Annotated in this window: 17 protein-coding genes, 1 riboswitch and 2 other annotated features (1 of these 20 only partly in view); of the genes, 10 read left to right on the plus strand and 7 right to left on the minus strand. The window is 48.5% G+C overall.

The window, feature by feature from the left end; all coding sequences use genetic code 11:
* Positions 1 to 125, plus strand: a binding site (T-box leader); it begins 109 nt to the left of the window's first position.
* Positions 126 to 177: 52 nt separating this feature from the next.
* Positions 178 to 424, plus strand: a binding site (T-box leader).
* A 51-nt stretch (positions 425 to 475) separates the two neighbouring features.
* The 7 genes from trpE to trpA are packed head-to-tail and all read left to right on the plus strand — an operon-like array spanning position 476 to position 6,769.
* Positions 476 to 1,870: an anthranilate synthase component I gene (gene trpE / locus A0126_RS04670; RefSeq protein ID WP_088836626.1), complete on the plus strand. Its 1,395-nt coding sequence runs from the start codon at positions 476 to 478 to the stop codon at positions 1,868 to 1,870.
* A complete protein-coding gene (locus A0126_RS04675; protein WP_088836627.1) occupies positions 1,867 to 2,433 on the plus strand; it encodes an anthranilate synthase component II in 567 nt (188 codons plus the stop codon). The genes trpE and A0126_RS04675 overlap by 4 nt, the downstream gene beginning before the upstream one ends.
* Before the next feature lie 6 nt (positions 2,434 to 2,439).
* Entirely contained in the window at positions 2,440 to 3,459 is a 1,020-nt protein-coding gene (gene trpD, locus A0126_RS04680) for an anthranilate phosphoribosyltransferase (protein WP_088836628.1), read from the plus strand.
* Positions 3,456 to 4,232 carry an indole-3-glycerol phosphate synthase TrpC gene (trpC, locus tag A0126_RS04685; protein WP_088836629.1) on the plus strand — a complete coding sequence of 259 codons (777 nt, stop codon included), beginning with the start codon at positions 3,456 to 3,458 and terminating at the stop codon, positions 4,230 to 4,232. The genes trpD and trpC overlap by 4 nt, the downstream gene beginning before the upstream one ends.
* The gene (locus A0126_RS04690; RefSeq protein WP_088836630.1) at positions 4,219 to 4,788 is read left to right on the plus strand and encodes a phosphoribosylanthranilate isomerase; all 570 of its coding nucleotides are present in this window, start codon (positions 4,219 to 4,221) and stop codon (positions 4,786 to 4,788) included. The genes trpC and A0126_RS04690 overlap by 14 nt, the downstream gene beginning before the upstream one ends.
* 5 nt (positions 4,789 to 4,793) lie before the next feature.
* The gene (trpB, locus tag A0126_RS04695; RefSeq protein WP_088836631.1) at positions 4,794 to 5,990 is read left to right on the plus strand and encodes a tryptophan synthase subunit beta; all 1,197 of its coding nucleotides are present in this window, start codon (positions 4,794 to 4,796) and stop codon (positions 5,988 to 5,990) included.
* Entirely contained in the window at positions 5,990 to 6,769 is a 780-nt protein-coding gene (gene trpA / locus A0126_RS04700; RefSeq protein ID WP_088836632.1) for a tryptophan synthase subunit alpha, read from the plus strand. The genes trpB and trpA overlap by 1 nt, the downstream gene beginning before the upstream one ends.
* 160 nt (positions 6,770 to 6,929) lie before the next feature.
* Here the strand turns inward: trpA and A0126_RS04705 are convergent, their stop codons facing one another.
* The 6 genes from A0126_RS04705 to A0126_RS04730 all read right to left on the minus strand — a co-directional run bounded on the left by A0126_RS04705 (position 6,930) and on the right by A0126_RS04730 (position 15,787).
* Positions 6,930 to 8,921, minus strand: coding sequence for a penicillin-binding transpeptidase domain-containing protein (locus A0126_RS04705; protein ID WP_088836633.1), 1,992 nt, complete (start codon positions 8,919 to 8,921; stop codon positions 6,930 to 6,932).
* A 137-nt stretch (positions 8,922 to 9,058) separates the two neighbouring features.
* Entirely contained in the window at positions 9,059 to 9,781 is a 723-nt protein-coding gene (locus A0126_RS04710; protein WP_088836634.1) for a M23 family metallopeptidase, read from the minus strand.
* 276 nt (positions 9,782 to 10,057) lie between these two features.
* Positions 10,058 to 10,945 carry a diacylglycerol/lipid kinase family protein gene (locus A0126_RS04715; RefSeq protein WP_088836635.1) on the minus strand — a complete coding sequence of 296 codons (888 nt, stop codon included), beginning with the start codon at positions 10,943 to 10,945 and terminating at the stop codon, positions 10,058 to 10,060.
* A gap of 128 nt (positions 10,946 to 11,073) precedes the next feature.
* Positions 11,074 to 12,543 (minus strand): alanine/glycine:cation symporter family protein, encoded by a 1,470-nt coding sequence (locus A0126_RS04720; RefSeq protein ID WP_029333096.1) that lies wholly within the window; start codon positions 12,541 to 12,543, stop codon positions 11,074 to 11,076.
* A 224-nt stretch (positions 12,544 to 12,767) separates the two neighbouring features.
* Positions 12,768 to 14,624, minus strand: coding sequence for a ribosomal protection-like ABC-F family protein (gene abc-f, locus A0126_RS04725; protein ID WP_239456857.1), 1,857 nt, complete (start codon positions 14,622 to 14,624; stop codon positions 12,768 to 12,770).
* Between the two features lie 281 nt (positions 14,625 to 14,905).
* Positions 14,906 to 15,787 carry a DUF1002 domain-containing protein gene (locus A0126_RS04730; protein ID WP_088836636.1) on the minus strand — a complete coding sequence of 294 codons (882 nt, stop codon included), beginning with the start codon at positions 15,785 to 15,787 and terminating at the stop codon, positions 14,906 to 14,908.
* Positions 15,788 to 15,974: 187 nt separating this feature from the next.
* Positions 15,975 to 16,080, plus strand: a riboswitch (TPP riboswitch).
* Between the two features lie 74 nt (positions 16,081 to 16,154).
* On the opposite strand from A0126_RS04730, the gene tenA reads away from it, so the two are divergent.
* On the plus strand, positions 16,155 to 16,856 hold the full coding sequence (tenA, locus tag A0126_RS04735; RefSeq protein ID WP_088836637.1) for a thiaminase II: 702 nt from the start codon (positions 16,155 to 16,157) through the stop codon (positions 16,854 to 16,856).
* Positions 16,857 to 17,006: 150 nt separating this feature from the next.
* On the opposite strand, the gene A0126_RS04740 is transcribed toward tenA, so the two are convergent.
* Positions 17,007 to 17,780, minus strand: coding sequence for a sporulation protein (locus A0126_RS04740; protein ID WP_088836638.1), 774 nt, complete (start codon positions 17,778 to 17,780; stop codon positions 17,007 to 17,009).
* Positions 17,781 to 17,878: 98 nt separating this feature from the next.
* On the opposite strand from A0126_RS04740, the gene A0126_RS04745 reads away from it, so the two are divergent.
* Both A0126_RS04745 and A0126_RS04750 read left to right on the plus strand, forming a co-directional pair.
* Positions 17,879 to 19,063: a class I SAM-dependent methyltransferase gene (locus A0126_RS04745; protein WP_088836639.1), complete on the plus strand. Its 1,185-nt coding sequence runs from the start codon at positions 17,879 to 17,881 to the stop codon at positions 19,061 to 19,063.
* A 32-nt stretch (positions 19,064 to 19,095) separates the two neighbouring features.
* Positions 19,096 to 19,521: a BrxA/BrxB family bacilliredoxin gene (locus tag A0126_RS04750; protein ID WP_029333102.1), complete on the plus strand. Its 426-nt coding sequence runs from the start codon at positions 19,096 to 19,098 to the stop codon at positions 19,519 to 19,521.
* The last annotated feature ends 455 nt before the right edge of the window (positions 19,522 to 19,976 follow it).

Consider the following 19,976-nt stretch of genomic DNA (forward strand, 5'->3'; position numbering starts at 1 on the left):
AACTTGAAGTAGGCTCTGACGGTGACCTCCCGTTATCGAGGACGACGAATCAGGTGCGCCGGTTCGTTCGAGGGGACTATTGGATAGTCAACGAAGGTGGTACCGCGGGTTTTCCCGTCCTTCATGTGAATGATCACATGAATGGACAGGAAGACCCTTTTCGTATACAACAACATAAAAAAATCGATGAATGAGTTAAGTAGTTAAACACATCACTGTTTCAGAGAGCCGGAGAAGGGTGGGACTTCGGCACAGGGAGGTTTAATGAATGGTCTCATGAGAGCATGGCTGAATTTACAGTAGGTCATGACGGAAGCCCCCGTTATCGCAGGCTACGGTGTCCTTGAAATGAGGAAGCACCGGAAAAGTGGGAACGCAACAACCGTTCCAATCGAGGTGGCACCGCGAGTTAATCGTCCTCCATGTAGCAATTGCTATGTGGAGGACTTTTTTTATACCAGGAGGCGAAATCAGGATGATTCAGACAGAAGAATTAGTAATCGAACGACTTGAGATGAACGGGGACGAGCTGACACCAATTTCGATTTTTCGACGGATCGACGGGAATCGAAAGTGTTTACTCGAAAGTTCGACCCAGTCCGGGAATGCACGTTACTCAATCATCGGGGTCGACCCAGTCGCTTTGCTACGGGCAGAGGGGAATCAAGTCACGCGGCATGATTTAAAGACGGACGAATCGGTTACGACGATCGGCGATCCGGTCCATTTACTGCAACACTATATCACACGACCAACAAGTGAACTGGACTTACCCTTTTTAAGTGGGGCGATCGGTTACGTCGGCTATGACACGATTCGCGCCTATGAAAACATCGGAGTGATGCCAAAGATTGACCGGAACCTACCGGATGCGTTACTCGCCGTCTATGATGAAATCATTTTATATGATCATCTTGAACATCGCGTCCACTTAGTCCATACGTCACTCGGTGGTGTGACGGACCGCAGTGAAATGATGGAGCGGTTAGAACAAAGAAAGCAACAACTCGAACGGACAGGGGAGCAAACCTTACTGGAACGTCCCCTTGAAAACATTTCATATCAGCCGCAGATGGAGAAGGAAGATTTTATCCAGCTCGTGGAACAAGCGAAACAACATATTCGGCAAGGAGACGTCTTCCAACTGGTGTTATCGCAACGACTCGATGCGACCTTCGCGGGGGATCCGTTTCACTTCTACCGGAAGTTACGGCAAGACAACCCGAGCCCTTATCTCTTTTATATCGACCTCGGCGAGTTGATTGTCCTTGGGGCATCGCCGGAAAGTCTCGTTCAGGTCAAGGGAAGACGCGTGACGACGAATCCGATCGCCGGGACACGGCGCAGAGGACAAACGAAACAAGAAGACGAACGGTTGGCAGCTGAGCTCGTTGCAGACGAGAAGGAGCGTGCCGAACATCGGATGCTCGTCGATCTTGGCCGCAACGATCTCGGCAAGGTCTGTCAGGTCGGAAGCATTAACGTATCGCGCTACATGGAAATCGAACGTTTCAAAAACGTGATGCATCTTGTCTCCGTCGTCGAAGGGACGTTAGCGAACGGGCAGACAGGAGCCGACGCCTTGATTTCTTGTTTACCCGCTGGAACGGTCTCCGGGGCGCCGAAAATTCGGGCGATGCAATTGATTGAACAGTATGAAACGTTGAAGCGGGAAGTGTATGCGGGCGCCGTCGGTTACTTCGATGTCAGTGGAAATCTTGATTTTGCACTCGCAATCCGGACGATGGTCATCAAGGACGGTACGGCCTATGTCCAAGCCGGTGCCGGAATCGTCTATGACTCGGACCCGACGCTCGAATATGAAGAGACATTGCATAAAGCGAAGTCGTTACTGGAGGTTTGGAAATGATTTTATTGATTGATAACTATGATTCCTTTACCTATAACCTGTATCAATATGCGGCGGAACATACCGCCGTACAAGTCGTCCGTAACGATGCGATGACAATCGAAGGCATTCAAGACTTGCAACCGGACGGAATCATTTTATCGCCGGGACCAGGTAATCCGAATGATGCCGGGATTTGTCTAGATGTCATCAAACAACTGTCCGGTTCGATTCCAATCCTTGGCGTCTGTCTCGGTCACCAAGCAATCGGACAAGCCTTCGGGGGACAAGTCGTCCAGGCAACGGACATCATGCACGGCAAGACATCGATGATTCGACAGAACGGGAACTTATTTAAGGGACTCGCAGAACAATTCGAAGTCATGCGGTATCATTCACTGATTGTCGACCGGCAGACGGCACCCGACGTGTTACGCATTACGGCGGAAACAGTAGACGGGACGATCATGGCATTTGAACATATCGAACACCCGACATACGGGATTCAGTTTCACCCAGAGTCGGTCGGAACGATCGACGGAAAACAAATCGTCAAACGATTCATTGAACTGACAGGGGAGTGACAAGACATGAAAGAGATATTAACGAAACTAGCAGCTGCAAAGCATTTACGATACGAAGAGATGCAACAAGCAGCACGACAACTGTTTGAACCGAACGTGACGGACAGCGAAATCGCCGCCTTCCTCGTCGCCTTAAAAGCAAAAGGCGAAACAGCGGATGAACTGGCGGGACTCGCCTCAATCATGCGGGAAGTCGCACTCGACATTCCCGTCACAGGAACGGACTTCATCGACAACTGTGGGACGGGTGGCGATGGCTCACAGTCATTCAACATCAGTACGACAGCCGCCTTCGTTCTCGCAGGTGCAGGCTCGAAAGTCGCCAAGCACGGTAACCGGAGTATCTCGAGTAAAACGGGCAGTGCCGATGTCCTCGAGGCATTAGGTGTTAAACTGGATGAAACACCCGAGCAACTCGCAAACCGACTCGAAGAAAACGGGATTGCGTTCTTATTCGCTCAGCGGATGCACCCGCGTGTCAAACAAATCATGAAGGTCCGGAGCGATTTACGGATCCCGACGATCTTCAACTTGATTGGTCCGTTAACGAACCCGGTCTCTTTAAAAACACAATTGCTCGGGATTTACCGGGAAGATTTACTCGAGACGATGGCGTTGACGTTACACCGTCTCGGACGCAAACGGGCAATCGTCTTACACGGAGCGAATGGAATGGATGAAGCGTCTCTCGCCGGAACGAACCAACTTGTGTTACTCGACGACGGAGAACTGATTCGCTTCAGTCTTCACCCGGAAGAAGTCGGATTGACCGTCGCCCCACTCGAAGCAATCCGTGGCGGGTCGGCACAAGAGAATGCCGACATCTTACTACGTGTCCTTGACGGGGAAGCGGGACCCTACCGGGATACGGTCTTACTCAACGCCGGCATCGCCCTGTTCGCGGAAGGACGGGTCAAAACGATTCGGGAAGGAATCGATTGTGCGATCGTCAGTATCGATTCCGGACAAGCACGAGAAAAACTGCGACAATTGCAACAGACGAAACGACAGGAGGCAATCGGATGAATATTTTAGACCGCATCATTGAAACGAAGAAACGCGAAGTAGCTGAACTCAAGGTGTCGGGAGTCAAGCAAATCGAACGGTCACCGTTACGCCGTTCGATTCACGAACGACTCGGCCAAGACGACTTGTCGGTCATCGCGGAAATTAAACGGGCATCTCCTTCAAAAGGCGACATCTCGCTCGACGTCGACCCTGTCGCTCAAGCAAAACGGTATGCAGCGAGCGGGGCAACGGTCATCTCGGTTTTGACGGATACGACGTATTTCAAAGGGAGCATGGCAGACCTTGAGGCAGTCGCAAATGTAGTCGATGTGCCCATCCTGTGTAAAGATTTTATGATTGACCGGATTCAAATCGACCTTGCGAAAGCGCATGGAGCGAGCTTGATCCTGTTGATCGTCGCGGCACTTGACGAAGCGACACTGGAAGACTTGTATCACTATGCCTACGCAAACGGTCTCGAAGTTTTAGTGGAAGTCCATGATGAAGCGGAACTGAAGCAAGCAGAACAGCTCGGTGCACGCATCATCGGCATCAACAACCGAAACTTAAAAAAGTTCGCCGTCGACTTAGCGACATCGACACGGCTGTTGCAGACGAAGCGCCCGGGCGTCCGGTATATCAGTGAAAGCGGGATTCAGACGGTCGAGCAGGCACGTCAGCTCCATCAGGACGGGGCAGACGGCATTTTAGTCGGTGAAACGCTGATGCGCGCAGAGGATCCCACCGCCTTCATCCAAGCAGTCAACGGACCGGTCTATGACACGCATTAAATTTTGCGGGTTACGGCGCGCCGATGATGTGGTGGTCGCGAGCCGACTCGCCGACTACATCGGTTTCGTGTTCGCGCCGAGTAAACGTCAGGTCACGCTCGAACAAGCAGCTAAATTGCGGCAATTGGTTCCGGCAACGGTCCAAGTCGTCGGTGTGTTCGTCTCGCCGACCTTACAAGAAGTCGAAGCGGCGATTGAAACGGTTGGACTGGATTTGATTCAAATTCACGGTATGGTGGACGAAGCGATTCGTACACAAACGAAAGTTCCGATCATTCAGGCACTCGTCGCGGGCGCCACTTCAATCGATACGGAAGCGGATTACATTCTCTATGACGCGCCCCAAGCTGGAAGCGGACAACCGTTCGATTGGTCGACGGATTTAACAAGTACACGACCGATGTTCGTCGCAGGTGGTTTGACACCATCGAACGTCGCAGCAGCGATCGCGCGCTATCAACCGTTTGCAGTGGATGTCTCGAGCGGAATCGAAACGGAGTTTCAAAAAGATCAACAAAAAATGCTGGCATTCGCACATGCCGTAAAGGGGAGATGAGCACGATGGGTTATTCACAACCAGATGCACTTGGTCAATATGGAGTTTATGGTGGACGCTACATTCCGGAAACATTGATGCAAGCCGTCCTTGAACTGGAACAGGCCTATGCCGAAGTCAAAGAGGACCCGGCGTTTTATGAACGGATGAACGATCTCTTAAAAAATTACGTCGGGCGTGAGACGCCACTCTACTTCGCGGAACACTTGACGCGGGAAATCGGTGGCGCAAAGATTTACTTGAAACGGGAAGACCTGAACCATACGGGCGCTCATAAAATCAATAATACGATTGGACAAGCTCTACTCGCAGAGCGGATGGGGAAACGGAAAATCGTCGCCGAGACCGGTGCCGGACAACACGGTGTTGCGACGGCGACCGTCTGTGCCTTACTTGATTTAGAATGTGTCATCTTCATGGGGGAAGAGGATGTCCGGCGTCAAGAATTGAACGTCTTCCGGATGGAACTGCTTGGGGCGAAGGTCATCCCGGTCACACAGGGCAGTCGGACCCTGAAGGATGCCGTCAATGAAGCGTTACGTTACTGGGTCAAACATGTTGAGGATACACACTATTTGATGGGATCGGTTCTCGGACCGCATCCGTTCCCGGAGCTCGTCCGTGATTTCCAATCCGTCATCGGGAAAGAGACGCGGGCGCAAATCCTTGAAAAAGAGGGTGTCTTGCCGGATGCAATCGTCGCTTGTGTCGGTGGCGGGAGTAACGCGATTGGTATGTTCCATCCGTTCATCGATGATGAAACGGTTGCGCTGTACGGAATTGAAGCAGCAGGAGACGGAATTGAGACGGACAAACACGCAGCGACGATGACGAAAGGTGAAGTCGGTGTCTTACACGGGTCGATGATGTACTTGCTACAGGATGCACACGGTCAAGTCACGGAAGCCCATTCGATTTCAGCCGGGCTCGATTATCCAGGCGTCGGACCGGAACATAGTCTCTTAAAAGACATCGGTCGTGTCCAGTATGAAGCCGTCACCGATCAAGAAGCACTCGATGCGCTCCAGTTGTTATGCCAAAAAGAAGGCATCATTCCGGCGCTCGAAACAGCACATGCCGTCGCCTATGCGACGAAGCTTGCGAAAGACATGTCGGAAGACGAGATTCTCGTCATCTGTTTATCCGGTCGCGGTGATAAAGATGTCATGACGGTCAGATCGGCCTTAAAGGGGGAAGCGTGATGCGATTAGAACAAGCAATCCGAACAGTCAATGACCGCGGTGAAAAAGCGTTTATCCCGTATGTCATGGGAGGTGACGGCGGAATCGACCGTCTGCCGGACATTTTGGCATTCCTCGAACGGAGTGGGGCCACAGCAATCGAAGTCGGTGTCCCGTTCTCGGACCCTGTTGCGGACGGTCCGGTCATTCAAGAAGCCGGTCTTCGCGCGCTTGCACACGAAGTCAGCTTACACGACGTCCTCGAGGCGATTCGGGTCGCCCGTCAAGAAACGACGGTCCCGATCGTCGTCATGACCTACTTGAATCCGATTTTCCGCTTTGGCATCGATGCCTTTCTTGCGACCTGTCGTGAAGTCGGGGTCGATGGCTTAATCATTCCGGACTTACCACTCGAACAGAGTGCGCAGTTTTTTGCGAAGCATGACAAACAAGACATCGCCCTCGTCCAACTCGTTTCACTGACGAGTCCGATCGAACGGATTCAAAAAATCGCGAATCAAAGTGAAGGGTTCCTCTATGCCGTCACCGTCAACGGGACGACAGGAGGGCAGACGACGTTCGGCGAGTCGCTCGAAGCGCATCTTGCAAATGTCGCGGAACTGAGTCCTGTTCCGGTCCTCGCCGGGTTTGGAATCAGTACGCCGGCACACGTCAAACAGTTAGGGGCTTCGGTCGCAGGTGTCATCGTCGGTAGTAAAATCGTTGAGTTGTTACAACAAGAAGATACATCAGCGATTGAGCAATTGATGGCAGCCCGGTTACCCGATCTTCATGTCTAACTAAAAAAGATCTGACGCATCCATCAGACCGACATCAATCAAATGGCCGATGATTCCACTTTTTACGGAATCATCGGCCATTTTACGTTTCTTCATAAAAAGCGGTGACGGGCGACCCTGCAGCAAACATTAGCTGAAATCGCACCCTTGACCAATCGCTTTACTTGGTCTCTTTCAAGACTTCGGCGACGAGACCGGAAACATACGGACTGCCCCGGTCTTCCTGTTCGACCGATTCAATCATCATCGCGACGAGTAGCGTCGGGTCATCATTATCATAACCAACGAAAAAGCCATTTTCCTTCCCCTTTGTTTCTCCCGCCTGCTTAAGTTCAGCCGTTCCCGTCTTACCGGCAACGGCGACTTCCTGTATGTCGGCAGGTAAGTCATATCCGGCATGGACGACATCATACAAGTCTTTCCGGATCATTGAGGCATCGTCTTTTGAGATTAAATCCTGTTTCCAGATCTGTTTTGTTTTTTCATCCGCCCGTAACGTCGGCTGATAGATGATTCCGTCTGTCAAAAAGATTTCGTACATCGAAGCGAGGTGGACGATGTTCGTCAACATCTGACCTTGTCCGTACGATGTATCCATTAATTGACCGTCAGATGAAATGGTCCCGTCGTTTGAAATCTGTGAAGCCCGCATCGGATAGGCGAACGGAATTTTTTCACCGTAACCGAGTGCCTCCAGTCCATTCGTAAAGGTGTCAGCACCTACTTCAAGTGTCGATTGCGCGAAATAAATATTATCCGAGTAGACTAGCGCATTGTGTAAATCGACAGGGTCCGGTGTCTCGTGGATCCGGGTGACATTGAAGCCATCCTTTTTCCACTTTAAGCCGTCAATCGAATAGGCTTTATCGGGATTTAACTTTCCGGCGTTTAGACCGATGGAAGCCGTCAACGGTTTTTGTGTCGATCCGGGTGCAAAGGCACTCGTAAAACGATTGAGTAACGGTTGATCTGAATCATTCGTCAATGTGTCGAGTCGGTCTTGCGAGATGCCGAGTGTGAACTCACTCGGATCAAAACCGGGGGAGCTGACGAGGGTCCGTGTTTCACCGGTCCTTGGATCAAGTGCAGTTGCGACACCCGGTTCACCGTTCATCGTCTCGTACGTCGATTGTTGGAGCGCACCATCGATCGTCAGCGTAATGTCTTTCCCGTCTTTGACCTTCGTCTCGGCGACGGTTACCGGTTCGTCCTGGTCCGACTTCACGATTTCGATGCTCGTTCCGGACTGGCCACGAAGTTCATCATCGAAAACCTGTTCAAGTCCGCGTTTACCAACCTGTTCACCAGCTTGGATTTTATTGTTCGATTGTTCGACGTCTTCAGCGGTCGCCGATCCAACATAGCCGATTAAGTGGGACGTCGCTTCACCGTATGGGTAAGTCCGCACTTCTGTTTCCTTGGCGCTGACCCCTTTAAGTGCCGTCAAGCGCTTAACGGTTGCTTCGTCAGACGGATCAAATGTTTTTAACGGAACGAACTGACCGTCCTTGACCCAAGATGCCGATAGAGCGTCGTCAATCGAATTCGTCGACCGGTCGAGGAGAGAAGCGACTTTCTTTTTGGTCGTGTCATCCAGCTGGCCAGCTGTCACACCAACTTCAAAGCCTTGACCGGTCGTCGCGAGCGGTTTTTCATTCCGGTCAATTAAATCACCGCGTTTTGCGGTAAGCGTGTTCAATTTGATTTGATCCGCTTGTTCAAAGTCTTCGAACAGGAAGGAAGGATCCCAGTCGACGTACCAATTGTCTGTGTCTTTGTTTGTCTCGTAGACGAGCGGGACCTCTTTCTTGAACGATACAGGTCCCGCGACCGTATCGAATTTGACGGTGACAGGCAATAGTTGTTTCTTCTCATCATCTGTGTCGGGTGCTTTTCCCGGTGTAATGGAAATATTTTTGATTTCAAGCGTATCGTTCAATTTTTTCGTTCGTTCGATGAACTGACTTTCTCCGTACTCTTTTTGTGTCGTTTGACTGACATAATCGGCATACATCTTGTCATAGTCTTGTTTTTCCCAAAGCTTTGAATAGGAAGCGAGTCGTTCTTCGGCTGTCGGCTGATCTTGACAGCCGACAAGAATTCCGATGCTCGCAGCACTTGTTGCGGCAAACAAAAGTGAGCGTGATTTCAAGGTGAATCCCTCCTTAAAAGCATTTATTTAATCACCGTACCATTGTTTTGTCTAACTTTCACCTAAGACACCCTTGACGCACGAGAAACGTAAGGCACAAAAAAACCACTGACGAATTTAAGTCAGTGGTGGTTGAGTTAATTGAAGTAGTTTAATGGATTGATACTGCTTGCAGCAGATGACGCACTGTAGACGTATGAACCACGGTGTAGTTCAAAGTGAAGATGGGCGCCGAAGGCGTTTCCGGTTGCACCGACCGTCCCGATTTTTGCTCCTTTTGCAATCGTTTGACCGGCATATACCGAGCGACTGTTCAAGTGAGCGTAGACCGTCGTGTAAGCAAGTCCATTGATTGTGTGCGTCATCATAACGTAATTGCCATAAGCACCGTAATTACGGGACGTGATGACTTTACCGGCAGCAGAAGCATAGACGGGCGTTCCTGTTGCAGCGCCGATATCGATTCCGTTATGGAACGTATAACCGTAAACGCCGCTCGCTGCACCGTATCCTTGTGTGATTGGACCACTTGTCGGTCGCGAAAAGCCACTCGATGCTTTTGTTGCCGTCGTTGTTGTGACTTTATACTTTTTGACATACTTGGAAGCGACATAACGGGAAGAACCTGAGTATGAAATTTTCGTCCATGATCCGGATACGCCGAGGTACTTGTATGTTTTTCCTTTATTGACGGTTCCGACTGCTTTATAGGCAGTCGAAGGACCCGTTCGAACACGGAGACCGTCAGCCATTACTTTTACTTTATATGTAGTTGCTGCTTCGACTTTTTCGATGCCTGTCGTAGCGAAGCCTGAAACCATTAGTGCTGTCATTGTCATTGTTGTTAACATACGCTTCATATGTGAGTTCCTCCTAATTGGGAAAAGGCGACGGACGTCAGTAAAACTAAGTCTTTCAATATTGTAAGGTGAAGGTTCTATGTAGTTAAGGTAGAAAATGTTTTCTTGATAGAATGATTATAGCATCGGAAATAAAGGGGAAATATTTCAGTTTTGTTTCAAAGTTATCACTCTATAACATATATTGTAATGGTCATTTTTGGTTTATTTTGTCCATGCTAAAAAGCCCACCGATTCTATGCAGCTTGGTGGGCTTATATTCATAAAGGATAGTACTTAGGACGTGGGAGCGATGACGTTTAAGTGCTGACCAAGAACTTGGACCGTAATCGGAAGTTTGCCTGCCGTATCGCCATCAGCATTAATCGGAAGTGTTTCCGAAGATTCGATTTTGACTTCCTTCGTTGTAAAGTACTCGACTTGATCTGCTTCAGATAAATCACCTTTCAATAGTTTAGGTAGCGCTTGTAAGGCGTCTAAAATACCAAGTTGTTTTACAAGAAAAACATGAAGTAATCCGTCATCGACACGCGCCTCTTGCGCAAATGATTCGAAACCGCCGACGGAATTCGTCAACGAAACGATAAGTAACGGTGTTTCGCCGTCGAAAGATTTTTCTCTGGCTGTTAACTGGAGCGGGTAGGGACTATGATCCTTGAAGGCTTTTAATCCTTCAATGAAATATGCGATAGAACCGAGTGATGTCTTCTGTTCGACACTCACTTCTTCGACGGCATCGGCAATCAGCCCAATCGCAATCACGTTCATGAAATAGTGTGATCCATACTTACCGATGTCAAAAGGACGAATCGGAGCATCTTCGAGAACGTTGATCGCGTCGCGGGCATCCGTCGGAATATGGAGCGCACGTGCTAAATCGTTGACCGTCCCGAGTGGAACGATGCCGAGCGTCGGACGGTGGTCTTGTTCTGCGATTCCCGTGATGACTTCATTGACCGTTCCGTCACCGCCCATTGCGATGACGGCGTCATACTGCTCAGTCGAAGCAGTACGTGCAAATTCTGTTGCGTCGAGTTCTTTTTCAGTGAACCGGACATCGACCGTTGCAAAGCGCTGAGCGAGTGTACCTTCTGCAAATTCTGCGTATTTTTTACCTAATTCTTTCCCGGATGAGGGATTAATAATTAACATGGCCTTCGACACATTCAATTCCTCCTTAGTGACTCTCTGTTCCTATTTTCCCAACTCACGACCAAGATAATCCTAGCGCAGCAAAAAAACCTTGGAGGCGATTACACGCGCCTCCAAGGTTTTTAGTAGAAAAGAAATGTTTACCGTCGTGCGACAGGTGGTGCTTCACCAGCAGCTGGACGCGCTTCTTCTTCATCGTCCCAACATTCGGTATTTTCGATACCTAATGCTTTAGCAGAGAAGACAGGATCAAGACCTTGCTTACGTTGGTTTTGGTAGTCATTGATGACTTTGATTGCGACTCCACCTAAGAGCGAGATGGCTGTTAAGTTGATTAATGTCATACCGGCCATGAAGAGGTCGGCGAAACTCCAAACCATTCCGAGGCTGAGGAGCGATCCGATGAAGACGAATGCCATCGTAGCAATTCGGAAGCCAAAGACAGTTGATTTACTTTTCTTGATGAATTCAATGTTCGTTTCACCGTAGTAGTAGCTACCGACAATTGAACTGAAAGCGAACAAGAAGACACTGATTGCGATAAAGGCTGGTGCGACGGCACCGAGTTGCTCAGAAAGCGCATTTTGTAACATGGCGATACCTTCACCATTACCGGCAGCGTAGCTGTCACTGAGTAAGATGATTGTCGCTGTTGCTGTACAGACGATCAACGTATCAAGGAAAACACCAAGTGTTTGTAAGAATCCTTGTTTTGCTGGGTGAGAAACTTCAGCGGCAGCAGCAGCGTTCGGAGCAGAACCCATACCGGCTTCGTTCGAGAAGAGACCACGTTTAACACCGAGCGAGATTGCAGCACCGACAGATCCACCAACAGCCTGGTCGATACCGAATGCACTCTTAAAGATCATTGCGAAAACCCCTGGAAGTTCAGTGATGTTCGTGATGACAACAAAGATGGCAGCAATCAAGTAGAGTGACGCCATGATTGGTACAACGATTGCTGAAACTTTCGCGACACGGTGGACACCACCGAAGATGACGAGACCTGTAAGAACGACTAAGATCCCACCGACGATCATTTTGTCGATTCCAAAGGCGTTGTCAAAAGCAGCGGCAATCGTGTTCGATTGAACCGAGTTAAAAATAAGACCAAATGTGACGGCGATTAAGATTGCAAAAATGATTCCGAGGACGCGGTTGTTCAATCCTTTTGCGATGTAGTAAGCAGGACCACCGCGGTAAGCGTTATTGCCTGTATCACGTACTTTATACACTTGAGCAAGCGTACTTTCAATAAGGGCTGTTGCTCCACCAAGGAGGGCGACCATCCACATCCAGAAGACCGCTCCGGGTCCACCAAGTGTAACAGCGATCGTAACACCGGCCAAATTCCCTGTACCGATTCGAGTCGCGGCACCGATGAAGAATGATTGAAGGGATGTAATACTCTGACCTTCATCATCTGTTGTCTTTTCATTTTTATCGAGTGTGACACGGAACATCTCTTTCAAGTAACGGAATTGGATGAACTTCGTTTTAATGGTGAAGTAGATGCCGACTCCGATTAAAGCGGCGATTAAGATATAAGACCATAAGATGTTGTTGGCGAAATCGACGCCCGATTGTACAGCTTGTTGAAATGCATCCATGTGATAGTTCCTCCCAAAGTGTTTTTGCTAAAAACTGATAATAGCTATAAGTTGAATTATACGAATTTTCAGACAACTTGCAAGCTTTTTTTCGAAACTTTCTTTTAAAATATTTAAAATATATTTTTTCGGGTTCAGAAAAACAGATCGTCATCAAAGCATTTTTAATTTAAAAAACCACCGCATTTAATGAAGCAGCGGTGGTGAAATGATGCGTTTTTTGATTAGTGATCGACTGCCAACAATTTTTCATAGAAGTCATCAATTTGACTAACGAGTTGTTCTCGTTCTGAGAATAATGTCGTGAGGACTTCATAATCATGTGTCGCCGCGAGTGATGTATCGAGTAAAGCCACCTCATCCTCTAGCTGTTGAATCTGCTGTTCGAGTTCGCCTGCATTTAAAGCCGGATGTTTCCCGGCTACCGGCGTCCGGGTAGCGCGGGGCGTGGGTGCCGCTGATTCGACGATTGACCGGGCATGTCGTTTTTCGGCAGCATATTGGTAAGAACCGTGAAAGATTTCTGTCGTGTCATCTAGCCAATAGGTTTTCGAGAAGAGTCGGTTCAAGAAATAACGGTCGTGCGATACGGCAATCAGCGTTCCGTCAAAGTGCTCGAGTGCTTCTTCAAGCGCCTCGCGGGATTCAATGTCGAGGTGATTCGTCGGTTCGTCAAGAATCAGGACATTAAGCGGCGAATGGACAAGAATCGCGAGCATCAAGCGCATCTTTTCCCCGCCGCTTAACGCAGTAATCGGTAAGAAGACACGTGGACCGAAAAAGAGGAAACGGGCCAACAGGGAGCGAGCTGTTCCTTCGTCCGCCGAAACGTGTGAGCGGAAGTAATCGATCAGTCGCTCTTCACCCGGCATATCGACGTGTTGCGATAAAAATCCGACCTGATTTGACGGACCACGCGTGACACGTCCGTTCGTCGGCTGGAGTTGTCCAAGTAAGACACGTAATAACGTCGTTTTCCCACTTCCGTTCGCACCGACGATTCCAATCCGGTCACGTGCCGCGGCTTCGAAATCGAGCGACGCGAACAACTTCCGGCCGGCGACGGAAAGCGTGACATCCTCAAGACGGTAAACGATTTGACTGAGTTGCCCTTGCGACGAAAAGCGGATGTCAGGCACCGCTTTTTCCAGGAGTGGCCGTTTGAGTCGCTCAATCCGTTCGAGTGCCCGTTCCATGGCTTTTGCTTTTCGGAACAGTTTTTCGCTTGGCGGAGAGGATTCATTTGCCCACTGGCGCAAGCGCCGAATCGCATCCTTCATCTGTTTGATTTTCTTTTGTTGTTCCGTGTAGGCGTGGAATTGTTCGAGGAGCAGGCGTTCTTTCGCGACCGTGTACGCCGAATAATTTCCTGGGTAGATTGTCAGTTCACCATCTTCAAGTTCAGCGATCAAGTTGACACTTGCGTCAAGAAACACGCGATCATGCGAGACGATGATGACAGCGCCCGGATAACTGTTTAAAAATTGTTCGAGCCATTCGATTGCTGCGAGATCGAGGTGATTCGTCGGTTCGTCGAGAATCAACAAGTCTGGTTCCACCAGCAGCATCCGGCCGAGGCAGATTTTCGTTTGTTCGCCACCACTTAATTGAGAAAAGGGACGTGTCAGCAAGGCATCGAGGTGGAGTCCGTTAATCATGCGCTGGATTTTCGAGTCGAGCAGGTAACCGTCCTGTTGTTCGAATTGTTCGGTCACACGCGTATACTCATTTAGCACATCGTCCAGGTGGTCAGCACTTGCCATTTGTTGCTCAAGCTGATGCATCGTCGTCCGTAAGGCGACGATTTGGGCAAATGCGGTCCAGAGAACATCAAGGCCCGTCAATTCTTCTGCGAACTGTGGAATTTGAGCCAAATAACCGATGGAAAGTCCTTTTTTAAGATAAAGGGTTCCGCTGTCCGCTGTTTCGAGTTGCGCGATTAAACGCAGTAACGTGGTTTTTCCGGTTCCGTTTCGACCGATCAATCCGATGCGGTCAGCTTGTTTAAGATAGAGCGAGACATCGGTTAAGACGGATGCTCCCCCAAATTGTTTTGTCAGGTGTTGGATGTCGCAAATCATGATCAGTAACTTCCTTTCATGCGCATCAAAAAACGGAGAACGCAAATAGCGCTCTCCGTTTACCGTAAAAGGTGCGCTTTGCTTTATTTTTCAGATGGATGTTCCTAAGAAAAGGGCAGACTCGTCCTTTAGAACGCCATTTCATGAAAAATCGCGCGCAACAGATAAAGTTGTTCCATCAACCATTGCTTACACGCAGCAAAACCCATCTTTTACACCACCTTTTCGTTTCGATAAAGTTAGTTTACCATGTTTTGAACTGAAAATGAAATCGTTTTCAGTTACTTGAACAGTCCGGAAATCGAGTTAAAGAACTTACTTAAGCCGTCAAACAGTTTTGCAAAAAATCCTTTCGTTTCTTCGGAGGTCGCGAACGCGTGGATATCTTGCCCGGCACCCTTTAATCCGGTCTCGATTTGTCCCCAGTTCAAGTCAGCTTTCTCCATTTGACTGAACAATGACGTCAACCGCTCCATTTGGGCGTCCGACAACTGGATGTTGTTATTTTGAATGACTTGGATGATGACATTCTCGATATCGACTTTGGTTTCCGGCTTTTGTTTGGCGATCTCTGCTTTGATTTCATTCATCAGTTCGGCGACTTTGTCCGTCCCGACCGTTTTTCCGACATCGGAAGTGACCGATAACTCTTGTTGGGCTAAATCTTTTCGTTCATCCGTCAATTTAATGCCGGTCTCAGCCGACGTTTGATCGTATGCTTTCATGATCCCCGTCAAAGCAGAGGTCCCGGTGACTTTATAAGGGGAAGTGATTGTGATGTCGGCGTCCGTTACGCCTGCAGTGACGAGCGCGTTCAAGTACATGTCTTTTGTTACCCAGGTAATGTTTTCGGTCGCGACAGATAAACCGTCGCCTTTTTCAGCGAGTTCGATTTTTGCGGAAGAGTACATATTGCCGCCGAGTTGCGATTGGGGAACGTTTTTCCCTAAATATTTTTCTTCATCCGCTGCCGTGGCGATGACGGGCGTAATGCCTTCCGGCGCATTCAATCGGGCGAGTACCCAGGCTTTATCCTTTGCCCCGAGCGATTCACCAAGCGTGATGATTGTTTTATCGACGACTTGCTCTGCTGAAGCAGCAGTCGGTAGAAGTAAACTTGTCGCTAAAAGCGTCGTGGTCATGATTTTTGTTGCTTTATTCATAGTATAAATCCTCCGAGTATAGTAGGTAGTATCAGGTGCTAATTTCATTGTAAGTGACGTCTTCCAGAACGGAATCGGTCTTGAGGCGGAATGAACCGCCCACCTCGTGTCCCTAATCCTATACTACATTTCATTTAAAATCCTGATCATGTGACTGAAAAAATGATATAGTGAAGAGGAATTAAATAATGACCACTAGGGGAGTCGGTAGGCCGACTGAGACGACGAAGACGTTCGGACCCTTTGAACCTGATTAAGTTTGGACTTACGGAGGGAAGTGGCGTGAATATCTCTCTTGTTGTCTCTTCACGTCATGCCCTGTTCGTAGGGTGTGGCGTTTTTTGATTCAACAAAAGGGGGAATTAGGTTGAAATTCAGTCAAGAAATTCGGCAAGCCGCAAAAACATATTGGGACAGCAGTTTTTCCCATCCATTCGTCACAGGCATTGGTGACGGGACGTTACCGCTCGAAAAATTTCGACATTATGTCATGCAGGATGCGTATTACTTAAAACATTTCGCAAAAATTCAAGCCCGGGCCGCCTCAAAGGCAACGGATTTTGCGACGATCGCGGAACTCGCGGAACATGCGACATCGACCTATGCGGCTGAGCTATCACTCCATCAATCGTTTTTTGAACCGCTCGCTATTACGGAAGCGGATTTAGCAGCGTTCGAACCGGCACCGACTGCGTATGCCTATGTCTCACATATGCATCATGCGAGCGAGGGGACACTCGGGGAAACGATTGCAGCGATTTTACCGTGTTACTGGCTTTATTATGAAGTCGGACAACAACTGTTGACGAAGTCACCGGCGTCACCGATTTATCAACAGTGGATTGCAACATACAGCTCGGAATGGTTCGAACGGGTCGTCTTTGAACAGGTCGACCGGCTGGATGCTTTGGCGGCGCAAGCGACTGAAGCAGAACGGGAACGGATGAAACACCATTTCGTCAGAAGCTGTTATTACGAATTGATGTTTTGGGAAATGGGCTGGACGGAAGAAACGTTTGAACGTCTCTTTACACAAGTTACGCGTCAACCAAAAGTAACGAAACGATAAGTACAGCTTTAGCCGCTGTTGATCAGCGCGATCAGACGGCAGACTGCACAAAACCTGAGCAATTTTCAGCTTTCGTAAAGAAAGTCATGGCAATCGCTCAGGTTTTTTTGTTGGTGGATTACAGGCATGATGAAAATTCTGGTAAGGAAATCAGCTGTACCGTTCAATCAAATCGTTTAATTGTTGTTTGACGGCGTTTCGGTCCATCAAATCGTGGTTCGATAAGGATAGCTTCGTCATCGTCTCATCCGCACCCGCCATCTCACTGAAGAGCGAACCTAAGTCGTGGGCACGACGGTCGATTTGCAAGACGATGTCGATGCCGGTACGGTCTTGGAGCATGATGAGTTCGACTTCATCGAGTTTATGGGCGAAGTACGTATTGCGTGCCGAATACTCGAGTTCCTGGGCGATCGGTAAATCCTTCCGGTAACGCCCGGGAAGTTTTTCCGTGTCCGCTTTCTTGAGTCGGAAGCCAAGTTCTTCCATCGCTTCTAAGATAACGGATTGGAGGTCATTGGCTTGGACGATGATGGCGTCCCGGTCTGACGGATCGACCGCCTGGGCGATATCGAGACCCGTTTCAATCCATGACTTCGATTGACTGACCGAGAGCGGCGTATTGAATGGTACTTGAAGCGTAAACGGAATTTCGCGTTCGACACCTGCTTCAATCGTAAAGGCGGCTTCGTTTAGCGAAAAACGATCGAGTGTGAACGTCGTAAATGTCGTGCTGTCCCTGACTTCTTCTTTATATTGTGTATTAAACGCTAAATAAATCCGATCGATTTCTTGGTCGACATTGCCGCCTTTAATATGGACGGTTCCGTGAATCTGTCCGCCTGGCTCACAGCGTTCGCTGTCGAGTCGTGTATCGACTGTGGCGGCACCGATTCCGATTTGTGATAAAAGTTTTTTGAACATCGTTCGTTCCTCCTTTAATGATGAAGCTACCTTACTTGTCGAATAGGGTGGAATTTGCTACAGTTTCGAAAGAACAATCAGAAAAGGACGGGACTACAGTGGAATTACACCAAGTAAAAGAATTACTCACTCAAAAGCTCGAGGCTGCTGCTCTCGTGCATGCAACGATTAGTGGTCCGCGCCAAAAGTCGAATGATCTTCGAAGAATCAAACTAAAACCGATTCTATTGAAAGATACGTATGCAATCCAGTTAGAGTTTCAATATGAACGGATAATTAAACACGAAAATTTGTCGGTTGATGAATTTTTAGAACGACTCGACGGATTGATGGAGGAATTCCGTCAATTTTTATTCCGTTTCGAGACGGAAGAAGTTCAGTTCCAGTTATCCAAAAAAATGAAAGTATCGTTAAAAACAACGCAACAGTCACCCCTGCAAGCAGAACTGTCACATAACCGTAAAAAAAGTCATCTCCTTGAAGATGGTGTCGTCGTTCCGTTTTTAGTCCGACTCGGTGTCATGACGGAAGACGGACAAGTCAAACGGCAAAAGTACGATAAATTTAAACAAATCAATCGGTTCCTAGAGTTCGTCGAAGATAGTATTTCCGCGTTACCGACAGACCGAACGTTACGGATTCTTGATTTCGGTTGTGGAAAATCGTACTTGACGTTTGCCTTGTATCATTATTTAAGTGTCGTCAAAGGCTTCGACTTGAAAGTGACCGGACTTGATCTCAAAAAAGAAGTCATCGAAGAATGTACAGCGATTGCGCGCGATCTCGACTATACGAATCTCGAGTTTCGTGTCGGGGACGTCCATGATTATAACGAAGATACAGAGGTTGACTTAATGGTGACGCTTCATGCCTGTGACGTCGCAACGGATGTTGCACTTGCCCGCGCCGTTGATTGGAATGCGTCTGTCATCTTAAGTGTCCCGTGTTGTCAAAAAGAACTCAATCGTCAACTCGACTGTTCACCACTCGACGTCATGTTGCAACACGGGCTGATTCAAGAGAAGTTCGCTTCGCTTGCGACGGATTCGATCCGTGCCGAAATCTTGACGCTCGTCGGTTACGAGACACAATTGCTTGAATTCATTGATTTAGAGCATACACCAAAAAATGTCTTGATTCGTGCGTATAAAAATGACCGTCAGCCGTCGGAAGAAAAAATTGACCGTTACGTCGCCTTCCGTGATCTACTACATGCGAAACCATATTTGGCGCAAGAATTAAGCGGCAGACTTGGACAGATTTCATCTAAACTCGTACAATAAGGAAGAGAACGAATAAGGGAGGAATTAGACCGATGGATTTCCAAATGTATTTTGAAGACGTCGTCCAGACAGCACGTAAAGAAGCGGCAGCTGCTGGTTTTGAAGAATTAACGACAGCTGAAAGCGTCGATGACGCGATGAAGCGTGAAGGATTGACACTTGTCCTTGTCAACTCAGTATGTGGATGTGCAGGTGGGATTGCTCGCCCGGCAGCTGCTTACGTCAATCGAATGGAAGGCGTGAAGCCAGATCATTTCGTAACGGTGTTTGCGGGACAAGACCGTGAAGCAACGGACCGGGCACGCGAGTACTTTGAAGGGTATCCACCTTCATCACCATCATTCGCTTTGATGCAAGATGGCAACATTCTTTCGATGGTTGAACGTTTCGACATCGAATCGTTTACTGCAGAAGAAGTTGTTGAAAAATTAGAGTCATTGATTGAAATTTACGCATAAGTGAATCAACTGGAGCCGTGTTTCTTAATTGAAACACGGCTCCAGCATGTATACAAACGCTTATGAAGAGTGAACATGCGACATCTAGGTGCGATCCATTCGCTTTTCGCGGTTCTAAAGCGATTCAAGACAGATTGCGCTCTAAACCGTCTGCATGTCTGGATTTCCTTCACGGTATTTCCTAAAGAGCGTCACGTTTCGTTGACTCCTACGGGAAAAAGTGCGTTTTTAACGCACTTTCAGAGGCAGGCAAGACCCTGCTCGTTGTCCATTAGGACCAAGGAGCAACGGCTTGCGCCTCGCCCGAGGAAAGCAACGAAAAAAACGCTTTTATCGCCCAATAGCACTTTGACTACAGTCTAGAGCCGTGTTTCTTAATTGAAACACGGTTTTAATTTGTCGTGAAAGTGAGTGTGCGCGAAAGAGATGTTTTTTTAGCAGTCCCCCTGAAGCAG

Source organism: Exiguobacterium sp. N4-1P, from assembly GCF_002214325.1.

Coding starts and splice junctions, on each gene's coding strand:
- A0126_RS04730 (WP_088836636.1), bottom strand. CDS start 15,787: ATGAATAAAGCAACAAAAATCATGACCACGACGCTTTTAGCGACAAGT.
- trpE (WP_088836626.1), top strand. CDS start 476: ATGATTCAGACAGAAGAATTAGTAATCGAACGACTTGAGATGAACGGG.
- trpA (WP_088836632.1), top strand. CDS start 5,990: ATGCGATTAGAACAAGCAATCCGAACAGTCAATGACCGCGGTGAAAAA.
- A0126_RS04740 (WP_088836638.1), bottom strand. CDS start 17,780: ATGTTCAAAAAACTTTTATCACAAATCGGAATCGGTGCCGCCACAGTC.
- trpC (WP_088836629.1), top strand. CDS start 3,456: ATGAATATTTTAGACCGCATCATTGAAACGAAGAAACGCGAAGTAGCT.
- trpB (WP_088836631.1), top strand. CDS start 4,794: ATGGGTTATTCACAACCAGATGCACTTGGTCAATATGGAGTTTATGGT.
- trpD (WP_088836628.1), top strand. CDS start 2,440: ATGAAAGAGATATTAACGAAACTAGCAGCTGCAAAGCATTTACGATAC.
- A0126_RS04710 (WP_088836634.1), bottom strand. CDS start 9,781: ATGAAGCGTATGTTAACAACAATGACAATGACAGCACTAATGGTTTCA.
- A0126_RS04690 (WP_088836630.1), top strand. CDS start 4,219: ATGACACGCATTAAATTTTGCGGGTTACGGCGCGCCGATGATGTGGTG.
- abc-f (WP_239456857.1), bottom strand. CDS start 14,624: ATGATTTGCGACATCCAACACCTGACAAAACAATTTGGGGGAGCATCC.
- A0126_RS04750 (WP_029333102.1), top strand. CDS start 19,096: ATGGATTTCCAAATGTATTTTGAAGACGTCGTCCAGACAGCACGTAAA.
- A0126_RS04675 (WP_088836627.1), top strand. CDS start 1,867: ATGATTTTATTGATTGATAACTATGATTCCTTTACCTATAACCTGTAT.
- A0126_RS04720 (WP_029333096.1), bottom strand. CDS start 12,543: ATGGATGCATTTCAACAAGCTGTACAATCGGGCGTCGATTTCGCCAAC.